Source organism: Aeromicrobium sp. Leaf350 (assembly GCF_916858655.1).
Taxonomy (GTDB): Bacteria; Actinomycetota; Actinomycetes; order Propionibacteriales; family Nocardioidaceae; genus Aeromicrobium.
Genome location: NZ_CAKASL010000001.1, coordinates 1,374,253 through 1,396,006, shown reverse-complemented (window position 1 = coordinate 1,396,006; position 21,754 = coordinate 1,374,253). Strand labels below are relative to the sequence as shown.

Annotated in this window: 19 protein-coding genes; 16 read left to right on the top strand and 3 right to left on the bottom strand. The window is 67.0% G+C overall.

The features are described 5' to 3' along the window. Positions 1 to 252: 252 nt before the first annotated feature. The gene (locus tag LO931_RS07000) at positions 253 to 579 is read left to right on the top strand and encodes a hypothetical protein (protein ID WP_229052566.1); all 327 of its coding nucleotides are present in this window, start codon (positions 253 to 255) and stop codon (positions 577 to 579) included. Between the two features lie 60 nt (positions 580 to 639). Here the strand turns inward: LO931_RS07000 and LO931_RS06995 are convergent, their stop codons facing one another. Beyond that, the gene (locus tag LO931_RS06995; protein ID WP_229052565.1) at positions 640 to 1,140 is read right to left on the bottom strand and encodes a thermonuclease family protein; all 501 of its coding nucleotides are present in this window, start codon (positions 1,138 to 1,140) and stop codon (positions 640 to 642) included. 602 nt (positions 1,141 to 1,742) lie between these two features. Here LO931_RS06995 and LO931_RS06990 point away from each other — a divergent pair. From LO931_RS06990 to LO931_RS06980, 3 genes are all read left to right on the top strand, one after another. Further along, a complete protein-coding gene (locus tag LO931_RS06990; protein WP_229052564.1) occupies positions 1,743 to 2,399 on the top strand; it encodes a hypothetical protein in 657 nt (218 codons plus the stop codon). A gap of 145 nt (positions 2,400 to 2,544) precedes the next feature. Next, positions 2,545 to 2,907: a hypothetical protein gene (locus LO931_RS06985; RefSeq protein ID WP_229052563.1), complete on the top strand. Its 363-nt coding sequence runs from the start codon at positions 2,545 to 2,547 to the stop codon at positions 2,905 to 2,907. A 19-nt stretch (positions 2,908 to 2,926) separates the two neighbouring features. Next, entirely contained in the window at positions 2,927 to 4,177 is a 1,251-nt protein-coding gene (locus tag LO931_RS06980) for a hypothetical protein (RefSeq protein ID WP_229052562.1), read from the top strand. A 359-nt stretch (positions 4,178 to 4,536) separates the two neighbouring features. Here the strand turns inward: LO931_RS06980 and LO931_RS06975 are convergent, their stop codons facing one another. Then, complete coding sequence (locus LO931_RS06975) at positions 4,537 to 5,823, bottom strand: CdaR family transcriptional regulator (RefSeq protein WP_229052561.1); 1,287 nt, start codon at positions 5,821 to 5,823, stop codon at positions 4,537 to 4,539. 153 nt (positions 5,824 to 5,976) lie between these two features. Here LO931_RS06975 and LO931_RS06970 point away from each other — a divergent pair, with 153 nt between their 5' ends. Genes LO931_RS06970 through LO931_RS06935 form a run of 8 tightly spaced genes read left to right on the top strand, consistent with a single transcriptional unit; the run spans position 5,977 to position 15,292 of the window. Next, positions 5,977 to 7,602: a class I adenylate-forming enzyme family protein gene (locus LO931_RS06970; RefSeq protein WP_229052560.1), complete on the top strand. Its 1,626-nt coding sequence runs from the start codon at positions 5,977 to 5,979 to the stop codon at positions 7,600 to 7,602. Further along, positions 7,599 to 8,444 carry a branched-chain amino acid ABC transporter permease gene (locus LO931_RS06965; RefSeq protein WP_229052559.1) on the top strand — a complete coding sequence of 282 codons (846 nt, stop codon included), beginning with the start codon at positions 7,599 to 7,601 and terminating at the stop codon, positions 8,442 to 8,444. The genes LO931_RS06970 and LO931_RS06965 overlap by 4 nt, the downstream gene beginning before the upstream one ends. Continuing rightward, positions 8,441 to 9,376 (top strand): branched-chain amino acid ABC transporter permease, encoded by a 936-nt coding sequence (locus tag LO931_RS06960; RefSeq protein ID WP_229052558.1) that lies wholly within the window; start codon positions 8,441 to 8,443, stop codon positions 9,374 to 9,376. The genes LO931_RS06965 and LO931_RS06960 overlap by 4 nt, the downstream gene beginning before the upstream one ends. Next, positions 9,373 to 10,131 (top strand): ABC transporter ATP-binding protein, encoded by a 759-nt coding sequence (locus tag LO931_RS06955; RefSeq protein WP_229052557.1) that lies wholly within the window; start codon positions 9,373 to 9,375, stop codon positions 10,129 to 10,131. Before LO931_RS06960 ends, LO931_RS06955 begins: the two co-directional genes overlap by 4 nt. Positions 10,132 to 10,154: 23 nt before the next feature. Next, positions 10,155 to 10,868 carry an ABC transporter ATP-binding protein gene (locus LO931_RS06950; protein ID WP_229052556.1) on the top strand — a complete coding sequence of 238 codons (714 nt, stop codon included), beginning with the start codon at positions 10,155 to 10,157 and terminating at the stop codon, positions 10,866 to 10,868. 30 nt (positions 10,869 to 10,898) lie between these two features. After that, positions 10,899 to 12,053, top strand: coding sequence for an ABC transporter substrate-binding protein (locus tag LO931_RS06945; RefSeq protein ID WP_229052555.1), 1,155 nt, complete (start codon positions 10,899 to 10,901; stop codon positions 12,051 to 12,053). After that, positions 12,053 to 13,066: an NADP-dependent oxidoreductase gene (locus tag LO931_RS06940; protein ID WP_229053102.1), complete on the top strand. Its 1,014-nt coding sequence runs from the start codon at positions 12,053 to 12,055 to the stop codon at positions 13,064 to 13,066. The genes LO931_RS06945 and LO931_RS06940 overlap by 1 nt, the downstream gene beginning before the upstream one ends. A gap of 57 nt (positions 13,067 to 13,123) precedes the next feature. Next, the gene (locus LO931_RS06935; RefSeq protein WP_229052554.1) at positions 13,124 to 15,292 is read left to right on the top strand and encodes an alpha/beta hydrolase fold domain-containing protein; all 2,169 of its coding nucleotides are present in this window, start codon (positions 13,124 to 13,126) and stop codon (positions 15,290 to 15,292) included. An 844-nt stretch (positions 15,293 to 16,136) separates the two neighbouring features. Here the strand turns inward: LO931_RS06935 and LO931_RS06930 are convergent. Beyond that, on the bottom strand, positions 16,137 to 16,577 hold the full coding sequence (locus tag LO931_RS06930; protein WP_229052553.1) for an NUDIX domain-containing protein: 441 nt from the start codon (positions 16,575 to 16,577) through the stop codon (positions 16,137 to 16,139). Positions 16,578 to 16,685: 108 nt separating this feature from the next. Here LO931_RS06930 and LO931_RS06925 point away from each other — a divergent pair, with 108 nt between their 5' ends. From LO931_RS06925 to LO931_RS06910, 4 genes are all read left to right on the top strand, one after another. Then, positions 16,686 to 17,834: a serine hydrolase domain-containing protein gene (locus LO931_RS06925; protein ID WP_229052552.1), complete on the top strand. Its 1,149-nt coding sequence runs from the start codon at positions 16,686 to 16,688 to the stop codon at positions 17,832 to 17,834. 175 nt (positions 17,835 to 18,009) lie between these two features. Beyond that, positions 18,010 to 18,951 (top strand): alpha/beta hydrolase, encoded by a 942-nt coding sequence (locus tag LO931_RS06920; protein WP_229052551.1) that lies wholly within the window; start codon positions 18,010 to 18,012, stop codon positions 18,949 to 18,951. Next, positions 18,948 to 20,606, top strand: a complete 1,659-nt coding sequence (locus LO931_RS06915; RefSeq protein ID WP_229052550.1) for an NAD(P)/FAD-dependent oxidoreductase — start codon at positions 18,948 to 18,950, stop codon at positions 20,604 to 20,606. Before LO931_RS06920 ends, LO931_RS06915 begins: the two co-directional genes overlap by 4 nt. Further along, the gene (locus LO931_RS06910) at positions 20,603 to 21,748 is read left to right on the top strand and encodes a zinc-binding dehydrogenase (RefSeq protein ID WP_229052549.1); all 1,146 of its coding nucleotides are present in this window, start codon (positions 20,603 to 20,605) and stop codon (positions 21,746 to 21,748) included. The genes LO931_RS06915 and LO931_RS06910 overlap by 4 nt, the downstream gene beginning before the upstream one ends. Positions 21,749 to 21,754 lie beyond the last annotated feature (6 nt).

The window sequence follows — 21,754 nt, the reverse complement described above, 5'->3', positions numbered from 1 at the left end:
ATGGTGGTCGCGGTGATCGGTGGTGTGCGATTCAACTACCGGAAATGCAAGAGGTGTGTGGAGGTTCGTGGATGCGATCGAGGTTCGGGGCGGTGCGCTCTGGGGATCGGGTCGGGAAGTGCCGGCGTTTTGGAACGTCGGCTTTGGTCGACGTCGCCCAGAGATCGCGACAAGATGATCGGGTTCGGATGATCACCGAGAGGGCTCGCAGGGCTTTGCGGAGCGGAAGCAGCCCGGGGTGAGGAGAAGGTCATGGGTCGATCGGTCCGGCAGCAGGCGCGAGCGAAAGCGCTTGAAGCTCAGGAGGTTCTTCGTCGCGAGCGTGCGGCGGCCGAGAAGCGCAGGTCCGCGCTCGGTGTTGAGGCGGCGATCGCGCTAGAGGAGCGTGACGAGCTGGTTCGCTCGCTGGACCTAATCGCTGGCAATGCGGTGTCGAAGTTGACGCGCGACGAGCATGTCCCGGTGTCTGAAGTCGGCGAGTGGGTGCCGGGCCTGTCCCCCGGCGAAGCCAAGCGACTGCGGGCCCGCGCAGAGGCTGCTGAACCGCGGGTCGCGCTAGAAGTGGAGGTTTCTCCGTGAGGGGCCAATGCGGTCTTGGCCCCAAGGGCGAGGACGCGCGGCGCGGAAATGAAGGGGCCGCTAACGGTCGCAGGCTCCCCAGAGTCCGGTCTGCCCGTCTTGCGCCGAATCGCGCGCGTCCTGATAGGCGGCTGTGCGGGTGAGGTTGTCAGCGTCGCGGTAGAGGTAGGCATGACCTTGCTCGACGAGCCGAAGGCCGACGTCGACCTGGTCGACCTCGACATACCTCAGGAGGCGCCCGTACTGGTCGCGGTCGTCGGCCATCGGGTCAGCTACGAGCTCGACCGTGACGCCCTCTCCCGAGACTGCTTGCGTCAACGCGGCGGTCGCTTCGGACCCCCAGCACTCGGCCGGTGGCGACAGCTCTGGGGTGTCGATCCCGAGTATGCGGACCTTCTCGGACTGTCCGGCCGCGGTCGTGACCCACACCGTGTCTCCATCGACGACCCGGTCAACCGCGACGACCTCTGCTGACCCAGTCTCGTCGGTCGGTTCCACGAGGCTGCATCCGACGATGCCGATAAGTGCGACGGCGGCCGCAGCGGCACGGACGAGGTTCATGTCGTCATCCTGCCTCTGGTGAGGTCCACCAACTCGACGCTCGTTTGTGAGCTCTTTCGAACTGGTTCCGCGCAACCTCCTCTATTCGGTCGACGAGCTGCAGGACAGTTCGAAGTGCCATCGTGCGACTTGCTTAGCGAGTAGCAGGCGTCAGCTCTAGTGACGCGATCGGTGAGGACCTGTTTCGTTCGGGTCCGATCGGACTGGACCGAGTAGCTTGCGCGGTACCCAGGCCACGATGTACGGCGGTTCGCCGGCGGAGGTCTCGCCTCTGTCGATGACCCAGACCACCTATGCCCTCCAGTCGCGACCTTCGCGTCCATTCGAGCACGAGCCCCTGGTGCGGACGATCGGCACGGGCTGGGCCGTAGACCCAGACGTGTCGGACCCGGTCTGGCTTTGGCCAGCGGTCGAAGCGGTTCGGGTTCATCCCCACTCGGGCATAGTAGAACGTTTGTTCGACTACGTGACTCCGGTGTGTCTTCGGTAGCCGCAGAGGAAGCGCGAGACGGACTGATCTTTCGTGTTGATGCTTCGAGCGAGCTGATCACTCGCACTTCGTGTTCGGGCCGTGCGGGTGTGACAAGACTCAGGAGGCACTGATGAACGATCTGTATGAAGCTCGCATCCGCATCGAGAAGGTCGACACCGTGACGTCGGAATTGCGACGACGCCTGACGATCGCGTACGAAGAACTGCTCGAGGTCGAGCGCATGGGCGATCGATCTGACGTCGGCCTGCTCGTGATCGACCGTGCCGATGATCTGCGACGCCTGCTGTCCGGTTCGCTTCGTGATCTGACGCAACCGATCCGCCCGGCGCTGGAGGTAGCCGAGAATGCTTACCTCGCCAGCGCGATCTCCGGCGAGATCGATGCATCCCATGCACGAACCATGATCGGGGTGGTCCTGCAGAGCGCTCGAGAAACCCGCAGCGTCCAGCTCGCGATCAATGACGCCGCGCGTTCCCTGCAGCCAGCTGTCACTGCCTCGCCGGCCGACCCGTGGCTGCCGGAGCGATTGAATCGCTCACTGCAGCAGACATCGAGGTCGCTGGACGATGCGCGCCGCGGGGCTCACCGCCTCGGTGAGGATCTTCCGATGGTTGCGCGATCCTTGGGCGTCGACATAGCAAGCCTGGACATCGCCGAGAACCTGAGCATCGCCAGCCTCGCCGATCGGCACCGTGCTCCTTGCGTACCCGAGCATCAGCCCGCTCGCGTGACGACATCGGTGACGAGTCGAGGGGTGACTCCGTGACGACCGCGCGGCAAGCGATGCAGGCGACCGCGGTTCACATAAGTGCACAGCCGCTGCCGTCCACAGGTCACAAGGTCCTACTCGCTCTCCGACGTCGGCACACCGCACGCTCAAGGCACCAAATGCCGAGCGAAGGAATCGTCGCATGACCGCTACCACCAGAGATCCGCACGTCTTCGACCTGGCCTACCGGCTCATCAAGACACTCGGTGCCATCCACCACGAGACCGCCCAGTGGAATGCAACCGGACAGGACCTCCATGTCACGTCGGAGGTTTCGATCCTTTCCTACGACGCTCTCGCGGCGTGCCAGCGACTTCGCCAGTGGGCCGGTCAGGAGCTCGCCGTGCCAGACAACGAGGCTGCGGGGAACAGAGATGACCTCGAGTCCTTGGCGCAGGAGTTCCTGGATCTGGTCGCCGCAGGGCCAGGCACCGAGCTCGAGCTGGTTCTCGTGAGCATCGGCAGAGTCGTGAACGGAATGGCGCGCTATGCCGAACTCACTTGACCACCTCAAGGACGCCCAGATGCACATGCTCCGGGCGCGGACCACCAGTGGCCTCGACGCAGGAGAGCTCGTGCGCGGCTGGGTGCTAGTCGCGAAGGCTGCCCACGCGGCTCACGACCGGCTGCCGGCACCTGACCCGACCCGCACCGTTGAACGGATCTCCCTGATGTCCGCCGCAATGGCGTCCTCGGAGCAGAGCAAGTCGTGGCCAGGAAACGCGAATCCCAGTCCCGCTCTCGAGCCGGTGCACACCGCTCTGGTCGCAGCGACCCGTGCCACGCCCCCGGACTCCTCCACCGATGTAGAGACGGCGCAGCGACTCCTGACTGCTGTGCTGTGGATCGGATCCGAGTTGGTGTCCGAACGCGCACGAGATCACGCATTCGACTTGGCCTTTCGCCGGGTAGCGGACTCGACGGCCGAGCAGACCGCCGCACGAGTCGTGTCGCAGAGGCTCAAGGCGATCGAGACGCTCGCGCTGACCGGTTCCCTCCGACCGGACACCCCGGCTGACTCGCTTGCCGTCGCCCTCGGACGGTGGGACGTTCTGGCCCATCGCGCACTCATGTCCGACAGGTCCACAGTCACCCTGCATCACGTCGCCACCCTGGAAGTCGCAACCTTCGACGCCTTCCGCGCGGCGACAGCGCGAGCGCACTCCCTCGGCGTCATCGACCACCTCACCGCCGACCGGATGGATCCCGCCATCGCCGGAGCAGCAACTGCCTGGCGAGACGTCGCGAAGGTGGCCGGCGACTTCAGCTTCGGCCATGCCCTGCCGTCTACAGACCTGCTGACCGTCGGCGAAGGCGTCCGGTCCCAGTTCGCTGATCTCGCGTCACCAACCTCACGCGCTGAGGACATCGACATCTTCGAATCGTTCACGGCACACCTGGCCACCTCGATGGGACTCACCGCCGCCGCGCGGGACCTCGTTGATGATCGGGAACTCATGGCTCCGGCCCGAGCCATCAACCGTCAGCTCCGGGACCGGGTACCTCGAAACGGCAATCTTGGTTCCCTGGTTTCGGCCGCTGATCTCCACCAGGCGCGAGCCATCATCCTCCCGCAGCCGGCGCGCGGGATCATCCGCGAACCCCTCGATCTGGCGTACAGCGCCTCTGTTGAGGCCGTTCGTCGATCGGCTGCACTGGATCCCCTCTACCGGTCGGCCGCGCGGACCGGACAGGCACCGGCTGCTCCGGCGACGGGGCGGCTCCCCGTCCCAGTCCCCACGCAACCCGGCGCTTCCCCGGCGCCCAACCGCTGACGCCGTCTGGCATTGCGGCCGCCGGAGGTTCCGTGAAACGGACGAGTCGTACTGGGCAATCGGATAGGTCGAGCTGCGCCGATGGGCTGCAATCCCACCGCCATTGCCAGGTGCCGGCCACCAGAAACGGCTGACATGGCAGGGATTGCTGCCATCCGTCAGGGGCGGGAGCCTCCGACCCGTGCCCACATTTTGCCCACATCTGTCGACATGTCGCGTGACATCTCAGCCGCGTGATGGGCCTCCGGCGTTCGCTGCGGTTAGTGCAGCGAACGAAACGGGTGAGGTCACGTTCCCGGGTTGTCCGGTCGACCACACGGCGACGCCCGTCAACCCATCACGAAATACCATCGGCGAGCCTACTTGAACGTCAGATCGTCGTTCTCGGACTCTCCCTGACGTCGGCGTCGCGGATTCGCGGATCGGGGTCGCCCGGCGGGCAGCGGCGAGCCCGGGCGCGGGTCCCGGCCCGGCGTGACTGGCTTGCCATCCTCGAGGGCGTGGGAGCGGAGCGCCCACGCCACCTCAGCGATCGTCCAAGCGTCACGCAGGTCCGCGCCAGTGAGCTCCTCGAACCGGTTGAGGCGGTATCGCACGGTGTTGGCGTGGACGAACAGCGCCGCAGCAGTTTGGTGTACCTGTTGCCGATGGGAGAAGTGGGATCGAACTGTCTCGAGCACCGCTTCGCCCGCGTGCGTTTGCAGCACAGGTACGAGGTAGCGACGTGACATCGTCTCCCGGACGTCGAGATCGTCGTGAACAGCGAGCATCAGCCCTAGGTCGTCGGGGGTCACCAGTCCCGGCGTCATCCCGCAGGCGACCGCCGCGCGAAGGGTTCGTCGGGCTTCGCGGAAGGATCGGGGGAGGTCGATACGGTCGACCGAGGATCCCACCGCCGTGAGGAGGGTTGGGGCCTGAGCAGGCATCGTGACGAAGAACCCGATGAGGTGTTGCTCGACGGCCGCCACGATGCCGAGCGGGGGCCGGTCGGGCCGGTCCATCCCCACCCATCGAGCCATTTCGGACCGTCCGCTCGGTGACTCGTGAGGTGCGCAGAACGCCCGCATCTGCGCTTGTGCCGGTAGTCCGACCGCATCCAACAGCTCGAGGGACTCAGTTGCAGATCCCTCCTCCAGCAGCATCTGTCGGACGAGGCGAACCTGTCGTTCGATGGAGGCCACAGTCATCTCGAGCTCGGCGTGACGATGTCCCCGTGCCGTCGCGGAAGTGTAGAGGTCCGACGATCGCAGGATTGCCCGCGTGAAATCGATGACAAGCTCCGGGGACCTGCCGAACTCCTGCACGACCGCCTGCGCGTGCTCGAAGACGATTTCCACCCCGACTCGCCAACCACGGAGCACGTCCTCGAGCGGAATCCCCCGACGCTCACGATCAGCGCCCCTCGCCTCGGCCTCCGCAATGTCCTTCGGCGAGGGTCCAGCAGCGTCGGGCCGGCACGACTTCAGTACGCTCTCGAAGTTGGCTGCGAACTCCACCAGGATGGCGTCGGGGTCGAGCAACTGGTAGCCCGTGGTCTCCTCGAAGAGTCGGTCGCGCAGGCGTACGGCCAGGACGTCGAGTGAACCGAGCATATCCTCGATGAGGTCACCTAGGCGAGATGGCGGGCCGGAGCTGTGCTGCTGCATCGAGGAAGACTAGTGCGTCCCCCGCGGCGGCGGTGTCCGATCGTTCCGCGAGCGCGCCCTGGACTGAATTTGTGAGTTCGAACAAGAACGTCCGTGTGGAGTCTGTTCCGACGTCCGTATCTATTCGGCGGCCTGACCGTGACCGTATATGACATGCATCACACCCAACCGGCTGTCGCGAGCGGCGGCGTCATCTTCCCGATCACTCGCGGGCAGGACGGAACCGGGGGCGCCTCTGGCGTCCTGCGCCGATCTGACGGCGCGGTTGGCTATGAGACCTTGCCGCGGTCGGTCTTGCATGCGCTCCGGAACTGCTCTGAGACGCATCCCAACGGGCTCGCGTTGGTTGACGTGGATGGACGCGAGATCACGTACGCGGAACTGTGGGATCGCGTGCAGCGGATCGCGGGCGGACTCCGGAGCGAGGGCGTCTCGGCGGGCGACCGAGTCGCGCTGGTCCTTTCCAACTCCGCTGCTTTCGTGGAAATCTTCTTCGGGATTATGGCGGCGGGAGCGATCGCCGCCCCGTTGAACACACGGCTCTCACCCGCCGAGCTCGAGCACATCCTGCGAGACTGCGACCCCGCGCGGGTGTTCCGATCGATCGACGAGGTCCCTCTGGGCGACCCCATCTGGGACTCGAGTGTGGCGGGGCGCGACCTTGCGGCCATCTTCTACACCAGCGGCACCACGGGCGGTCCGAAGGGAGCGACCTCCTCCCACGAGGCCTTGCTGTCCGTCGTGGAGTCGGTGCGACGAACCTTCGGTCTGCCGTCACATGACGAGGGCCAGGTCACCACGGTCGCGGCCGTGCCGTTGTTCCACGTCACTGGATGCAGCGGACAGATGATCGTGACCCTCTTGGTCGGTGGCACAGTTGTCATCCAGGCCGCACCCCAGGCGGCCGAGTACCTCGACCTCGTCGAGCGCCACCGAGCCAACTTCCTGGTGCTGGTCCCGGCGCTGTACTACGCGCTGGTGCGGGACCCCTCGTTCTCGCCATCGCGGGTCCGGAGCGTCCGGTGGGCCGTGTACGGCGGAGCGCCCGTCTCACCCGAGCTGGTCGCGATGATCGCGGACGGCTTCACGGGGGCAGTCATCGCCAACGGTTTCGGCATGTCCGAGACGAGCTCCCTGGCCACCGTGATCATGGGTGACGAGGCTCTCCAGCACCCCGACTCCATCGGTTACCCCGTGCCAGCCATGGACGTGGGCATCCTGGATGCCGACCCCCGCAGCGGGGTTGGCGAGCTGGTGGTCCGTGGTCAGACAGTGACCCGCGGGTACTGGGCCTCCGACGGTCTGCGACCGCCTGAAACGGTCGAGGGCTGGATGCGCACCGGCGACGGTGGCCGGATCGACGCCGATGGTCGCATCTATCTGGTTGACCGATTGAAGGACATGATCAACCGCGGGGGCGAGAACGTCTTCAGCGTCGAGGTCGAGAGCGCGCTACTCGCCGCTCCCGGAGTGCTGGACGCGGTCGTCGTTGGCATCCCCGATGCCAGATTGGGCGAGCGGGTGGGAGCCGTGATCGTCCCGGGACCGGATTTTGAGGCACGCACCGTCATCGAGCACGTGGCGACGAATGTCGCGGCCTTCAAGGTGCCCGAGCGGCTCCACCTGCGTACCGCTGCGCTACCGCGCAACGCCGCGGGCAAGACCTTGAAGCGCGAGCTGCGCGACGGGCTCACGGACGGGGCATGGATCGAAGTCCCGCCCGCCTGGAGTCGCGCGCGAGGCGCCATCGGCAACCCACGTGCAGAGGAGGCGCGATGATCGAGTTCGTCGTCCAGGGCCTCGCCCTCGGGGCGCTGTACGCCCTGATCGCGATCCCGCTCAGCTTGGTGTGGTTGACCGCCCACACGCTCGACCTCGCCATCGGCGGCTACGCCGTCATGGGGGGGATGGCCTTCGCCACCGCCAGCGACCGCTCGACGGGCCTTGCGCTGGCCCTCGGGGTGGGCGCATTGTGCGGCCTGGTCTCAGCTGCGCTCTTCGTGACGCTCCGTCGCCTCGGGGCGACCGATCCCATGGCGCCGGGCCTGGTCAGTGTCGGGGTGCTGATCGCCCTGGGGTCACTGGCCCAGGCCATCTTCGGGATCGATCCGGCGTTCCAGGCGAACTTCGAGGTTCCGATCGAGATCGGCGGAGTTCGGATCAATCCGCAGGTCTTCCTGAACTTCGCCGCCGTCGCCGTGATCCTCGGGTTGATCGTGGTGGTCCTGCGGTACACGGGCCTCGGTCGGGCGATGCGCGCCTCCGCGGCCTCCCCTGCTGACGCGTCCCTGGTCGGGATCGGAGTCAGCCGGTTGCAGTCGCTGGTGTTCGTGCTCGGAGGGATGCTCGGGGCGTTGGCCGGAGCGCTCCTGGTCATGACGAGTGGTCTTTCGTTCGAGTTCGGACTCGGCCTGACGCTTTCGGCGATCGGCGCGGTGATCCTCTTCGGACTTCGCGGCCCCGTCACGGCGGTGTTGGGCGGACTCACGATCGGTGTCGTCGAGGCGCTCGGCTCGGGCTATGCGCCGGCGGGAATCGGGCCTGCCGTGCCCGTGCTCTTCGTGTTCATCGTCCTGGCCAGCGGCGTCTTCGACTTCGACGACAGGACGGTCCGGCCGTGAAGTCCTTGCTTTGGCCGACCGTCGTGCTCGTCGGTGCCGGTCTCGCCCTGGTCCTCATCCAGTCCGACCCGTCCTCGCTCGAGCTCTCGCGAGTCGCAGGCATCTACGCGCTGCTGGCCCTCTCGGTCGGCATCAGCTACGGCCAGGCGGGCATCTTGTCCCTCGGCCAGGCGGCGTTCGCCTCCGTGGGGGCCTACGGGTCCGCGATCGTCACCACGCGCTACGAGTGGAACCCCTGGGCAGGGATGGTGCTTGCCATGGCCCTGGCGGCCGGACTCGCCTACGTGCTCGCACGTCTCCTGGTCCGTCTGTCCGCACTGGCACTCGCGCTGGCGACCCTGTTGTTCGGCGAGCTGGTCCACTTCGCGCTGACCCGCGGGGGGGATCTGACGGGTGGTTACATCGGACTACCCGGAATCGAGGCTCCCGCGCCGCTGGACTCGCGCGAAGGAACTCACCTGGTCGTCTGGGCGGTCGTGGCCCTCGTGGTGCTGATCGCCACGAACATCAGCACCTCAGCCGAGGGGAGGACCGTGCGTGGTGCCGCGAGCGACCCGGTCCTCGCGGGCTCCCTCGGTGTTGCCGTGCCGGTGCGGTTGAGCGCGGTCTTCGCCCTCAGCGGCGCCGTCGCCGGCCTCGCCGGATTCCTCTTCGCGCACTCCAGCGGCTACCTCGCGCCCGAGTCACTCTCGATCGAGATGTCGATCGCTGCGCTGGCGATGGCCGTCATCGGAGGCCGCTACTCGCCGGTGGGCCCGGTCGTCGGAGCACTCGTCGTGGTGCTGGCGCTCGACCTGCTGCCGTCAGAGGACCTCGCCGGTCTGTTCTACGGGCTCTTGATCATCGCCGCGATCGTGCTCCTACCTCGGGGTCTGCTCGGCATCCGCCGCAGCACGCCGGTCTCGCCCTTCAGGAAGAAGGCCTCCGCATGAGCCTGACGGCCACGGACATCCACGTCGCCTTCGGTGGCGTACAAGCACTCGACGGCGCCTCTGTGCACGTCGAACCTGGTGAGGTCACCGGTCTCATCGGACCCAACGGCGCGGGGAAGTCAACCCTGGTGAACTGCCTCACCGGATTTGTCGCCATCGATCGTGGAACCGTCTGGATCGACGGGATCGCGGCCGAGGGATCCTCGGCGCACCGCAGGGCCCGTCGGGGGATCGCCAGGACGTTCCAGACTCCGCGGATCGACCCGGACGCTTCGGTCGCCGACAACATCGCCATGGCTCGCCACCGTCTCAATCGCACCAGGCTTCCGGGCAGCGTCCTGCGCACCCCCCGCTGCCGACGCGAGGAACGCGGAGATGTCACTGCCGTCCATGAGGCGGCCGAGCGGTTCGGACTGACCGACGTCCTCCAGCGGCGTGGGTCTGAGATCCCCGTCTGGCAGCTGCGTCTGGTGGAAGTGGCTCGAGCGACCCTGCTGGAGCCCAGGTACGTCATGCTCGATGAACCGGCAGCCGGACTCGGCGGGGCCGAGCTCGAGTTGCTCGGGAGCTCGATTCGCGGCCTCGCCGCACACGGACTCGGCGTGCTCCTGATCGAACACAACTTCGCCTTCGTGCGACAGCACGCCGATACGGTGACAGTCCTAGATCGTGGTCGCCTGCTGGCCACGGGTACTCCACAGGCCATCGCCGGGAATCGTGCAGTCGTGGACAGCTACCTCGGGGCCACGGCATGACAGACACCTTGACCGTGCGTGGAGTGACCGCGCGCCACGGCAGTCTCCGGGTCGTCCACGGCGTGGACCTCGAAGCGGCAACGGGCGAGATCGTCGGCCTGCTGGGCCCCAACGGCGCCGGGAAGTCCAGCTTGCTCGAGTCCCTCGCCGGGCGTGTCGCCGGCGACGGTCAGATCCACGTCATGGGACGGGACCTCTCGCGGTTGTCTGCCAGCGGCCGCGCCCGCGGCGGGTTGGCCCTCGTGCCCACGGGCCGTGGGGTGTTCGGACCGATGTCGGTTCGTGACAACCTCCTGCTCGGAGCTCGCCTGGCGCCGCGGGCGCGCCGAGCCGAGCTGGTTGAACGCAGCGTCACACTCTTCCCGTTCCTCGCGCGTCGATCCGGCGCTCGCGTGGGCACGCTGAGCGGCGGCGAGCAGCAGATGGTCGCGATCGCGAAAGCGCTCGCGGGCGATCCGCACGTACTTCTCCTGGACGAGCCCAGCCAAGGGCTTGCACCGAAGGTCATGAACGACATCGCGACGGCGTTGCTGGGCATTCGCGACGAGGGCATCGCGGTACTGGTCGCGGAACAGAATGCGGCCTTTATCCGGACCTTCTGCACCCGCTTCCTCGTCCTGAGCTCCGGTGCTCTCGTCCACCACGGACCGGCGGCAGAGCTCGACGACCGTGAACGAGTCTTCGCTTCCTACTTCCAATCGACGGCACCGCCCCCCGGCGAGCCCCGAACTCACTGACCTCGTTCGACCCACCAACCGGAGGACACCATGCAACACCGACGCATCATCCGCTTCACGCACGTCGCCGCAGCCGTCGCAGCATCCAGTCTGCTCGTCGCCAGTTGCGGAGCAGGATCCAGCGACGACGAGGGCGGTTCGATCAAGGTGGGCGTCGTCCTGTCCTTGAGCGGGCCGGCTGCACCCTTCGGCATCCCGGAACGCGACGCTGCTGAGGCCTACATCGACGACGTCAACGACCAGGGTGGGATCGACGGCCGCAAGATCGAGCTGATCGTCGAGGACGACAAGACCAACCCGACAGAAGCCGCCTCGGCGGCGCAGTCACTGGTCGACGAGGGCGTCGTGGCCATCATCGGCTCGACCACCGGCAGCGCCACCCAGGCCATGAGCGCCGTGACAACCGCGGCGGAGGTGCCGATCCTGGGCCTCAACACCGCGGTCGGCATCAGCGGGCCGTACACGTTCCTGGCGACCGTCGGGGACGAGGAGATGATTCCGGCGATCTTCGACCGCATGGTGGCAGAGGGACACACCCGCATCGCCGTGTTCCACCAGGAGGACGCGCTCGGCCAGTACGGTGCCGAGCTGTTCGAGGAGCTGGCTGCGGAGAACAGGGACGTGGAGATCGTCGCCACCGCCAGCGCACCGCTCGACGCCACGGACGTCTCCGCGCAAGCGTCGCGCCTGCGCAACGCCGATCCGGACGCCGTGTTCGTGGCGGTCTCCGCGACGGGACTGGCTTCGGGATTCCTGCGCGCGGCCGACTCCATCGGTCTGGACGTGCCCGGCTTCGGTGGCATGTCGCTGGCGCAGGACGCGATCCTGGAGGCGGCGGGTCCCGCGGCCGAGGGCTTCACGGTCGCCAACATCATCGACAGTGCTGCTGTGCTCGAGAATCAGACGGGTCTGTACGAGCTTCTCGAGGCGGCTGGGATCGAACCGGTCGGTGGATTCCCCGAGCTCGGCGGCGCCGGCGCGGCCTCCATGGTGGTCGCGGCGCTGCGCGAGGCTGGTCCGTCCGCCGACGGGAACGCGATCGTCGAGGCGTGGGAGTCCGGGATCGAGATGGAAACCTTCACCAAGACGCCGGGCACGTTCGGTCCCGAGAGACGCAACGCGCACACCGCAGACGTCCTCGTGTGGACGCACGCCGTCGATGGCGAGTTCGTGGGGGTCGAGTGATGTGGCCCTCGCGGGACGTCATCCTGCGTGAACGCCCGAGCGGGCTTCCCGACGCCTCGACCTGGGAGGTTCTCGACCGCTCGGTCCCCGACCCGGCACCGGGACAGTTCGTCGTCGCTGTGGACTACGTCTCCGTCGACCCAGGCATGCGCGGTTGGCTGAACGACGTCCGTTCCTACCTGGAGCCCGTCGCCATCGGCGACGCGATGCGGGCCAACGCGGCGGCGACGGTCGTCGCCTCCCGCCACGACGGGTTTCCCGTGGGGAGCACGGTCACCGGGATGTTCGGCGTGTGTGAGCACGCGATCAGCGACGGCCAGGGCGTGCGGCTGATCGACACGCGAACGGCGGAGTCACCGACCTGGCTCGGGGCGCTGGGCATCCCTGGCATGACCGCCTACGTCGGACTGCTCAGGATCGGACGCCTGTCGGCAGGGGAGACCGTGCTGATATCGGCCGCGGCGGGCGCCGTCGGCAGTGTCGCGGGACAGATCGCGAAGGCGATGGGGTGCACGGTGGTCGGGCTGGCCGGGACGGAGGAGAAGCGGCAGTGGCTGCTCGACCTCGGATTCGACCACGCCATCGACTACCGCTCCGAGAACGTGAGCCGGGCTCTGCGCGGCGTGGCCCCGCAAGGGGTAGACGTTTTCTTCGACAACGTCGGGGGCGAGATCCTCGACGCGGGACTGGCGAACCTGGCCCGCGGTGCACGGATCGTCCTGTGCGGTGCCGTCTCCAGCTACAACAGCACCACGCTGCCACCCGGCCCGCGGCGCTACATGTCGCTTCTGGTCGCCCGCGCTTCCATGACCGGGTTTGTCATCTTCGATCACGAGGACGAGTTCGCGGAAGCGGAGCGCGAGATCGCTGGCTGGATCGCGGACGGCACCCTGGTGGCGCGGGAGACCGTGGTCGACGGTGGCGTGGACGCCTTCGGCCAGACGCTGCTGGCGCTCTATCAAGGCGCCAACACCGGGAAGCTCGTCCTCCAGGTGCGCGACAGCACGTCCTGACTCGGTCGACGCGAAAACCGTCGACCTCCTTTCACTTCTCCCCAGAAGGACTTACGTATGAAGATCATCATCGTCGGCGGCGGCATCGGCGGCCTGACGGCCGCTGCGGCGCTGCGACACCACGGAATCGACGTCCTCGTGCTTGAACGGGCCGACGAGCTCACCGAGATCGGGGCCGGCGTCCAGGTGGCGGCCAACGGCACGATCGTGATGCGGGAGCTGGGCCTCGAGCCAGCGCTCGCCAAGGTGGCGACGGTGCCCGAACGGTACGACTACCGGGACCTGGCCACAGGCGAGCTCCTGTACATCGCACCCCTGGGCGCGACGGCCGCCGACTGGTACGGCGCCAAGATGTACAACGTCCACCGTGCGGACCTCGTCGACATCTTGCGCGACGCGCTTCCGGAAGAATGCGTCCGCCTCGGCTCGGCGGTGGCCGGCGTCGACCACGACGCCGAAGGCGTGACGGTCCGGCTCGCGTCGGGAGAGCTGATCCGCGGCGATGCGGTCGTCGGTGCTGACGGCATCCACTCGGTGGTGCGCGACCTGATCGTGGGGCCGGAGGAGAAGCAGTTCGCCAACATCCTGATGTGGCGTGCCCTGATCCCCCGTGAGCGACTCCAGGGACTGGATCTGCCAGTCGCGGGCAACAACTGGTTCGGGGTCCAGCGGAACATCATCTCGTACTGGGTGCGCGAGGACCTCTACAGCGTGCTCGCCGCCGTCCCTGCTCCCGAGGTGCACCGGGAGTCGTGGACCGACACCAGCGACACCGCCGAGCTGCTCCGATCCTTCGAGGGTGCCGAGCCCAAGGTCCGGCGGATGCTGGAGGCGATCGACTCCACCTTCATCACCGGCATGTACTACCGCGATCCCATTCCCACCTGGACGCAGGGTCGCGTGACCCTGCTCGGCGACGCCGCGCACGCGATGGTGCCCTACTTGGCCCAGGGCGCGTGCCAGGCGATGGAGGACGCGTGGACGTTGGCAGTCTGCCTGGAGCGGCACGGGTCCTCCGGCATCGCTGAGGCCCTGATCGAGTACGAGCGCCGTCGCCAACCCCGCACGACGCGCATCCAGGCCGGCGCACGCTTCGCCGTGAAGATGGCGCACGAGCCCGACGAGGTCTCCGTGCGGGCACGCAACGGGCGCTGGAAGGGCATGCAGCGGATCGACCCGTTGGCGCAGACCTCGTGGGAGTTCGCGTGGGGTCACGACCCGGTCGCGGCGATGGACCAGCCAGTCGGTGACGTCATCGGACTGAGCTCGGCCAAGGAAGGCGTGCGCATGAAGCGACCGGAGAGCCAGAGGGCCTTCGACCTGTGGCGAGGCGCGATCGGTCAGGAGGACATCGCGGCGGGTCATCCGGGTCAACGTGCCGCCTACGACCGGTTCCTGCGCACGCAGTTCCCGAGCCCGCCGGACCTCGACGTCACGTCGATCGAGCTGCACGGTGTCCCGACGCTGCGCGTCGCAGCACCGGCGGTGACCGATCCCGGGCGGACCCTGTTGCACTTCCACGGAGGTGCGTACGTCCTCGGGTCGGCGGGCAGCTCCCTCGAGTACGCCGGCCGTCTCTCGGCCTCGTTCGATGCCGAGTGCTTCACGGTCGACTACCGGCTCGCGCCCGAGCATCCCTATCCCGCTGCCATCGACGACGCCTTCGCCGCCTACCGGGGGCTGCTCGCCCGGGGGGTCGATCCGGGGACAATCATCCTGAGCGGCGAGTCGGCGGGGGGCGGTATCGCGCTCGCGCTCGCGCAGAGCCTCGACCGAGCAGGACTTCCCGCCCCGGCAGGAGTGTTCGCGGTCTGTCCATTCACGGACCTGACGCTCAGCGGACCATCGGTGCTCAGGTACTCAGGGGAGGACCCCGCTTCCCACCGCGATTCACTGACGGTCCTGGGCGCCTCGTATTTCCAGAACCATGAGCCGACCGATCCGATGGTGTCACCCTTGTTCGGCGACCTTTCGGGGTTGCCGCCGCTCTATCTCTCGGCGGTCCGTGGAGAGGTTCTCGAGAGCGACACCACGCGATTCGCCGAGCGGGCGAAGGCGGCGGGCGCGGACGTGACACTTGAGTTGGTGGACGACTCGGTGCACGTGTACACGCTCTTCCCCTTCCTTCCCGAAGCTGCGACGACTCTGGCTGCTGGCTCACGCTGGGCCGCGGAGCTCGCTCCGGCGGGCCTGCGCGTCGGGCAGACCCGCGTAGGTGGCCGATGAGGCCCTGCTTCGGAGCTGCGCCCACACTCGGTGCCCGAGGAGGGCGAGACGAGTGACGGTCATGCAGGGCTGACTGGTCGGGTCTGCGTGGTGCGAAGTGAGTTCGCACGTTAAGTCATCGGACTTCAGCCGACAGCCCGTCCATTCGAGGTCGGGACACGCGCATGGTCCACGCGTCTCGGAGGAGGGACTTCGTCCTTGGCGTTGAGGGCGTCTCGCGGAGTGGGTTCAACTTCTCACGAGTCAGTTCGATAGGAGCTGCTTCCTCTGGACCTTGCCCATGTGGTTGCGGGGGAGGGAGTCGACAAGGACGACCTCGCGGGCGCCAAGCTCAGAAGCGATGGGAGAACCTGTTTCATCGCGGGCAGCGGGGTGTGGTGTGGGCTAGATCTGTGCACCGATCAAATCGTGGGTGCCCCAGAAGCCTCGTCCGCTACGCGCCCTTGACGAGCTCACGGTAGGTCTGCGGGTGCCGAGAACGGGAGGCGCTGTGAGGAAGTGTCGGACGGAAAGTCATTGAGGTGTCAGTTGGTCCGCCCGGGCGGGCGTCCACCGTCCCGGGCGTGGGTATCAGCGAAACGTCGCGCAGAGCCCGATTGATGCGGCCTGCGTCATCGGCCCCGTCACGCGCACTGTTCAGGAGACCGGCATACCGAACGAGTCTCGCGGTAGGCATCTTGCTCAATCAGTCGTCGCGCTCGTCACTGCGGACCTCGAGCGGACGGCCTGCGTCGTCCCGGCCGCGGACGCCCGGACTCAGGTCGTCGAATCTGCGGTATTGACGGTATTGGGCGAGCGCTACCGCGAGCAGCAATGCTGCGACGCCGACGGTGCTGCGCAGTTTTCAGGTGCGCGCCTCCGCGCCCACCGCCTGAATGACCTCGTCGAGCCAAGTCACGGTGGTGTACCGACCCACTGCGCGTGGACTAACCCACCGGTACCGATCGTGCTCCCAGTTGAGCTGCAGCCTGCGATGCATGGTCTCGCCGACGAAGGTGTGCACGATCCATTGGTGACCACCCGTGTCGCCGATCTGCAGTGTCGGACCGGTGTGGAGTGCGGCAAGGTCGACGGTACGCAGTCCGGTCTCTTCGTGAACCTCAAGGAGGGCCTGCGTCCGCGGGTCGAGGCCGGGGTCGATGTATCCGGTGATGCAGTGCCAGAGTCCGCGATCGTGTCCGACTGCTTGGCTTCTGCGGAAGAGGCCGACCTTCTGGTGCCAGCGCAGCACGATTGCGACGACCTGGCGCGGGTGCGTAGTGGGTAGGTCTGATACCGAGGTCATAAAAGTCCGACTGTAACAGTCCAACTCTTGACCGTGTGTCTTGTTCGTCTTAGTCTGTGCCGGCCGTGACAGCGGTCACGGTTATGCTCGAGCCCCAGGAGGGCCCCGATGTCCGACGAACTCCACGGCACGGCCGATCCGCGCTTCGCGCATGTCAAGAAGCTGGTGGGCGACAACCTCCAGTCGGGCGAGGAACTAGGCCTCTCCCTCCACGTGGACATTCACGGCGAGACGGTCTTGGACTTGTGGGGCGGTTACGCGGACGCTGCGCGCGAGCGGCCATGGCGCGAGGACACCATCGTCAATGTGTGGTCCTCGACCAAGCCCGTTACCAACATGGCAGCGCTGCTGCTGGCCGACCGCGGACTGATCAACCTCTCAGCTCCCGTCGCCGAGTACTGGCCGGAGTTCGCCGCCAACGGCAAGGGATCCGTCGAGGTCAGGCACCTCATGTCTCACACCTCCGGGGTGTCCGGTTGGGAGACGCCGTGGGTGATCGAGGACATGTACGACTGGGAGCGGTCGACGGAGCAACTGGCGCGTCAGGCGCCGTGGTGGGAGCCAGGTACCGCCTCTGGATACCACGCGTGCAACCTGGGACAGCTCGTCGGAGAGGTCGTGCGACGAGTCACGGGCATGACACTGAAGGAGTTCGTCCGAACAGAGATCGCGGCTCCCCTCGGAGCCGACTTCCAGATCGGCGTCGTTGAAGCCGACGACCCCCGGGTCGCCGAGATCATCCCTCCGCCGCCGATTGACTTCGACCTCAGCGCCCTCCCGCCCGATCACCCGATGGTCAAGACCTTCACCGGACCGGTCGGCGACGCCAGGGCAGCCAACACACTCGGTTGGCGCCGAGCCGACATGGGCGCCCACAACGGTCACGGGAACGCGCGGTCATTGGCGAGGACGCTGTCTCCGATCTCCCGTGGCGGCGTCGTCGATGGGACCAAGATGCTCAGCCCGGACACGATCGACCGCATCTTCGAGGAGCAAGCGAACGGCATCGACCTGGTGCTCGGCATTCCGCTGCGATGGGGATTGGGATTCGCCCTACCGGAGCCGCAGACAGTTCCCTCCATCCCGGACAACGGCAGGCGGACCTGCTTCTGGGGAGGGTGGGGTGGCTCGATGGTGGTGATGCACCCCGACGACGGAGTGACCATCGCGTACGCCATGAACAAGATGGCTCCCGGCATCATCGGCTCTGACCGCTCGAACGCCTACATCGCGGCGATCTACGAGGCGTTGTCGTAGTCCGTCTGCCATTTGGCGCGACGTGGGTCACACATGTGTGCCATCTGACCAATGCTTTGCAACCGTCCGGGTCTCGATACTGAGTGGGCCTCAGCCAGTGGGCTGGGTCACACCGATGTAGACGAAGCCGACATGCGCCACGAACGCGCTCGGCGTGAAAGTGGGCGGGCAGCACGTGATTGACCAGTCGACGCAGCAGCTGCTCGAGGCGATCGCGCAGAACCGCACGCGACCCCTGGTCGATTCCACGCCCGCTGAAGCACGGGCCGCCGGCGCCGGTGCATGGGAAGTGTTCGGTCGCGGCCCCGAGATGCACCGGGTCGTCGATGTGCCTGTACCGGCACGTGACGGAGGGACCTTTCCCGCACGGATCTTCATCCCGTCGGACAGCCCGCGAGGCACGGTCATCTACTTCCACGGGGGCGGCTTCGTCCTCGGCGAGATCGACGGCTACGACACCCTCGCGCGCACCCTCGCGGCCGCAGCGGACACGACAGTGATCCTCATCGGCTACAGGCTCGCGCCGGAGCACCCGTTTCCCGGTCCAGTCGATGACGCCTGGGACGCGTTCCAGTGGGCGACAAGCCAATTCGCCGACGTCCCGGGAAGCGCAGAGCCCTGGGTCGTCGCGGGCGACAGCGCCGGAGGCAACCTCGCCATCAACACCGCGTTGCGTGCAGCCGATGTGGGCCTCGAGATCGCCGCAGCGCTCCTGATATACCCGGTCACCGACACGGACAGCGGTCGACCCTCGTACGTGGACCCGCAGAATCAACAGCTCATCACTCGCGACAGCATGCGTTGGTTCCTCGACCACTACCTCGGCACCGCGGATCGGAGCGACCCGAGGGCGAGTCCCATTCGGGTCGATGACCTGACCCGATTCCCGCCGACCGCCATGGTCTTGGCAGAGCACGATCCCCTTCTGGATGAAGGCGTTGAGTTCGCCGCACGACTTCTTTCGGCGGGCGTACCCGTGAAGCAACGACTTTTTGACGGGCAGATGCACGCCTTCTTCCAGATGGTGAACGTCCTGCCTGCCAGCAACGAGGCCATCGAATGGCTTGCCGCGTATCTCCGCAACGCGGTGTTCACGAACAGACAGGAAGTGTCATGAGCAAGTCGACCACCGAACCTTCGCGCCACGACGTCGTCGTCATCGGGGCGGGATTCTCCGGAATGCTGCTGATCCACCGGCTGCGCGACGAGCTCGGCTACGACGTCAAGGTCCTCGAGCGCGGAGAGGACGTCGGCGGCACCTGGTTCTGGAACCGCTACCCGGGCGCGCGGTGCGACTTCGAGTCGGAGTTCTACTCCTACTCCGACGACGAGATCCAGCAGGAATGGAACTGGTCCGAGAAGTACGCGGCGCAGCCAGAGATTCTGGAGTACATCAACTTCGTCGCCGAGCGCTGGGACGTCCGTCGCAGCATCGAGTTCGACACGACCGTCACGGCGGCGGCCTTCGATGAGGCCCGGGACGTCTGGGTCGTGGAGACGGACCAGGACTCCACCTTCGAGGCGAGGTACCTGATCGCGGCCACAGGCAACTTGTCAGTGCCGTCCGAACCGAGCTTCCCGGGCATGGAAACCTTCACCGGTCCGATCCACCACACCGGTCGCTGGCCGCGGGGCGGCGTCGACTTCACCGGCCAGCGGGTCGCCGTGATCGGTACCGGCTCCTCCGGGATCCAGTCGATTCCGCTCATCGCCGAGCAGGCAGCCGAACTGACCGTCTTCCAGCGGACGGCGACCTTCACCGTCCCGGCAGCCAACCGGCCGCTGACCGACCGCGAGCGACAGGTCACCAAGGCGAACTACCCAGTGCTCCGGGAAGCCGCCACCCACACCCGCGCAGGAATCCTCGGAGAGCAGCCCATGGGCTCCTTCGCCGACGTCGATCCCGTGCTTGCACGCGGCGAGCTCGAACGCCGCTGGCGCACCACCGGGCTCGGCGTCACCGCAACGCTGAACGACACCCTGGTCTCGGAGGAGGCCAACGCGTTCGTCGCCCAGTTCGTACGCGACAAGATCAACCAGATCGTGAAGGACCCGGCGACCGCGAAGCTGCTCGAACCGCACGACTACCCGATCGGCACGAAGCGGCTCGCCCTCGACACGGGGTACTACGAGACCTTCAACCGTCCGAACGTGTCCCTGGTCAGTATCCGGGAGAACCCGATCGAGCGTTTCACCCGAAATGGCATCGTCGTCGATGACCACGAGCACGAGTTCGATGCCATCGTCCTCGCTACGGGATTCGACGCCGTCACGGGTGCCCTCGAGCGCATCGAGATCACCGGCCGCAACGGCCGGCCCCTGGCTGATGCTTGGGCCGAAGGCGCGACGTCCTATCTCGGCCTCGCTGTCCACGGATTCCCGAACCTCTTCACCGTCACCGGTCCGGGCAGCCCCGCGGTGCTGACCAATGTGGTGGCCTCGATCGAGCACCACGTCGAGTGGATCGCCGACTACCTCGAGCACCTGCGGCGGGAAGGCATCACCCGGACGGAGGCCACAGCGGCCGCGCAGGCGGACTGGGTCGAGCGGGTGGCCGAACTGGCCAGCCACACGCTCTATCCGCGGGCGGCGTCCTGGTACATGGGCGTCAACGTTCCCGGCAAGCCCCGCGTATTCCTCGCATACCTGGGCGGGTTCAGCACCTACCGCACGACTTGTTCCGCGGTGGCCGCCGACGGCTACCCCGGGTTCGACCACGCACATGCTGTCCGCGAGATCGCGGACCGCGAGACCGAAAGGGTCAACGCATGACCGACACGACGATCCAGGCGCCCACACACGCACCGCGTCAAGACGTGCGGGCGGCAGTGGTGGACCGCGTCGCGGCGAACCAGTTCACCCTCTCGCAGATCCGTCTCTCCGACCTGCAACCCGGTGAGGTCCTGGTCGACGTGAAGGCAGCAGGGTTGTGTCACAGCGACTGGAACTTCGTCTCCGAGGATCGCGGGACACCGTTCCCCGCACTGCTCGGTCACGAGCTCGCCGGCGTCGTCGTCGCGGTGGCCGAGGGTGTCACCGAGTTCACGATCGGTGACCATGTGGTCGGTTGCGGCCTCGGGTCGTGTGGAGAGTGCGACAACTGTCGCGAAGGCCGCCCTGTCTGGTGCCGGCACCCCGAGCGTGCTTCTCGCGCCGCTGGTGCACCTCCCCGCATGACCACAGCCGATGGTGAGCCGCTCTGGCAGTTCCTCGGAATTGGCAGCTTCGCCGAGCAGACGATCGTCCACCAGAGCATGCTCGTGGCAATCGATCCGCGTGTGCCGTTCGACCGCGCAGCCGTCCTTGGCTGCGCCGTGGCGACGGGTGCGGGTGTCGTCATGCGGTGCGCAGAGGTGCGCCCGCGTCAGACCGTCGTGGTGTTCGGTGCCGGTGGCGTGGGGCTCAACGCCATCCAGGCGGCTGCCCTGGTCGGCGCGCGCAAGATCATCGCTGTCGACGTCCAGGACGAGAAGCTCGAACTCGCCAAGAAGTTCGGTGCCACGCACGGTGTCAACGCCCGCGACGTCGACCCGGTGGAGGCGGTGGCCGAGATCACCGGGGGCCACGGTGTCGACCACGCCTTCGAGATGACCGGACTGCCCGGTCCGCTCGGCCAGGGATATCGGATGCTCGGCCGCGACGGCACCGTCTACATCGTCGGCATGCAGGCCCCGGGTGCGCGTTTCGAGCTCCCGAGCGCCGAGATCCTCCGCGGCGCGAGCGTGCGCGCAGTGTGGATGGGCTCGTCGAACTTCAAGGTCGACGTCCCGTACTACGCCGAGCTGTACCTGCAGGGTCGCTTCAACCTCGACGACCTCGTTGCCCAGAACATCGCACTCGATGACATCAACGACGGCTACGCCCGCATGCTCACCGGCGGTGGCGTGGCCCGAAGCGTCATCGCCAACCACTGAACTCGC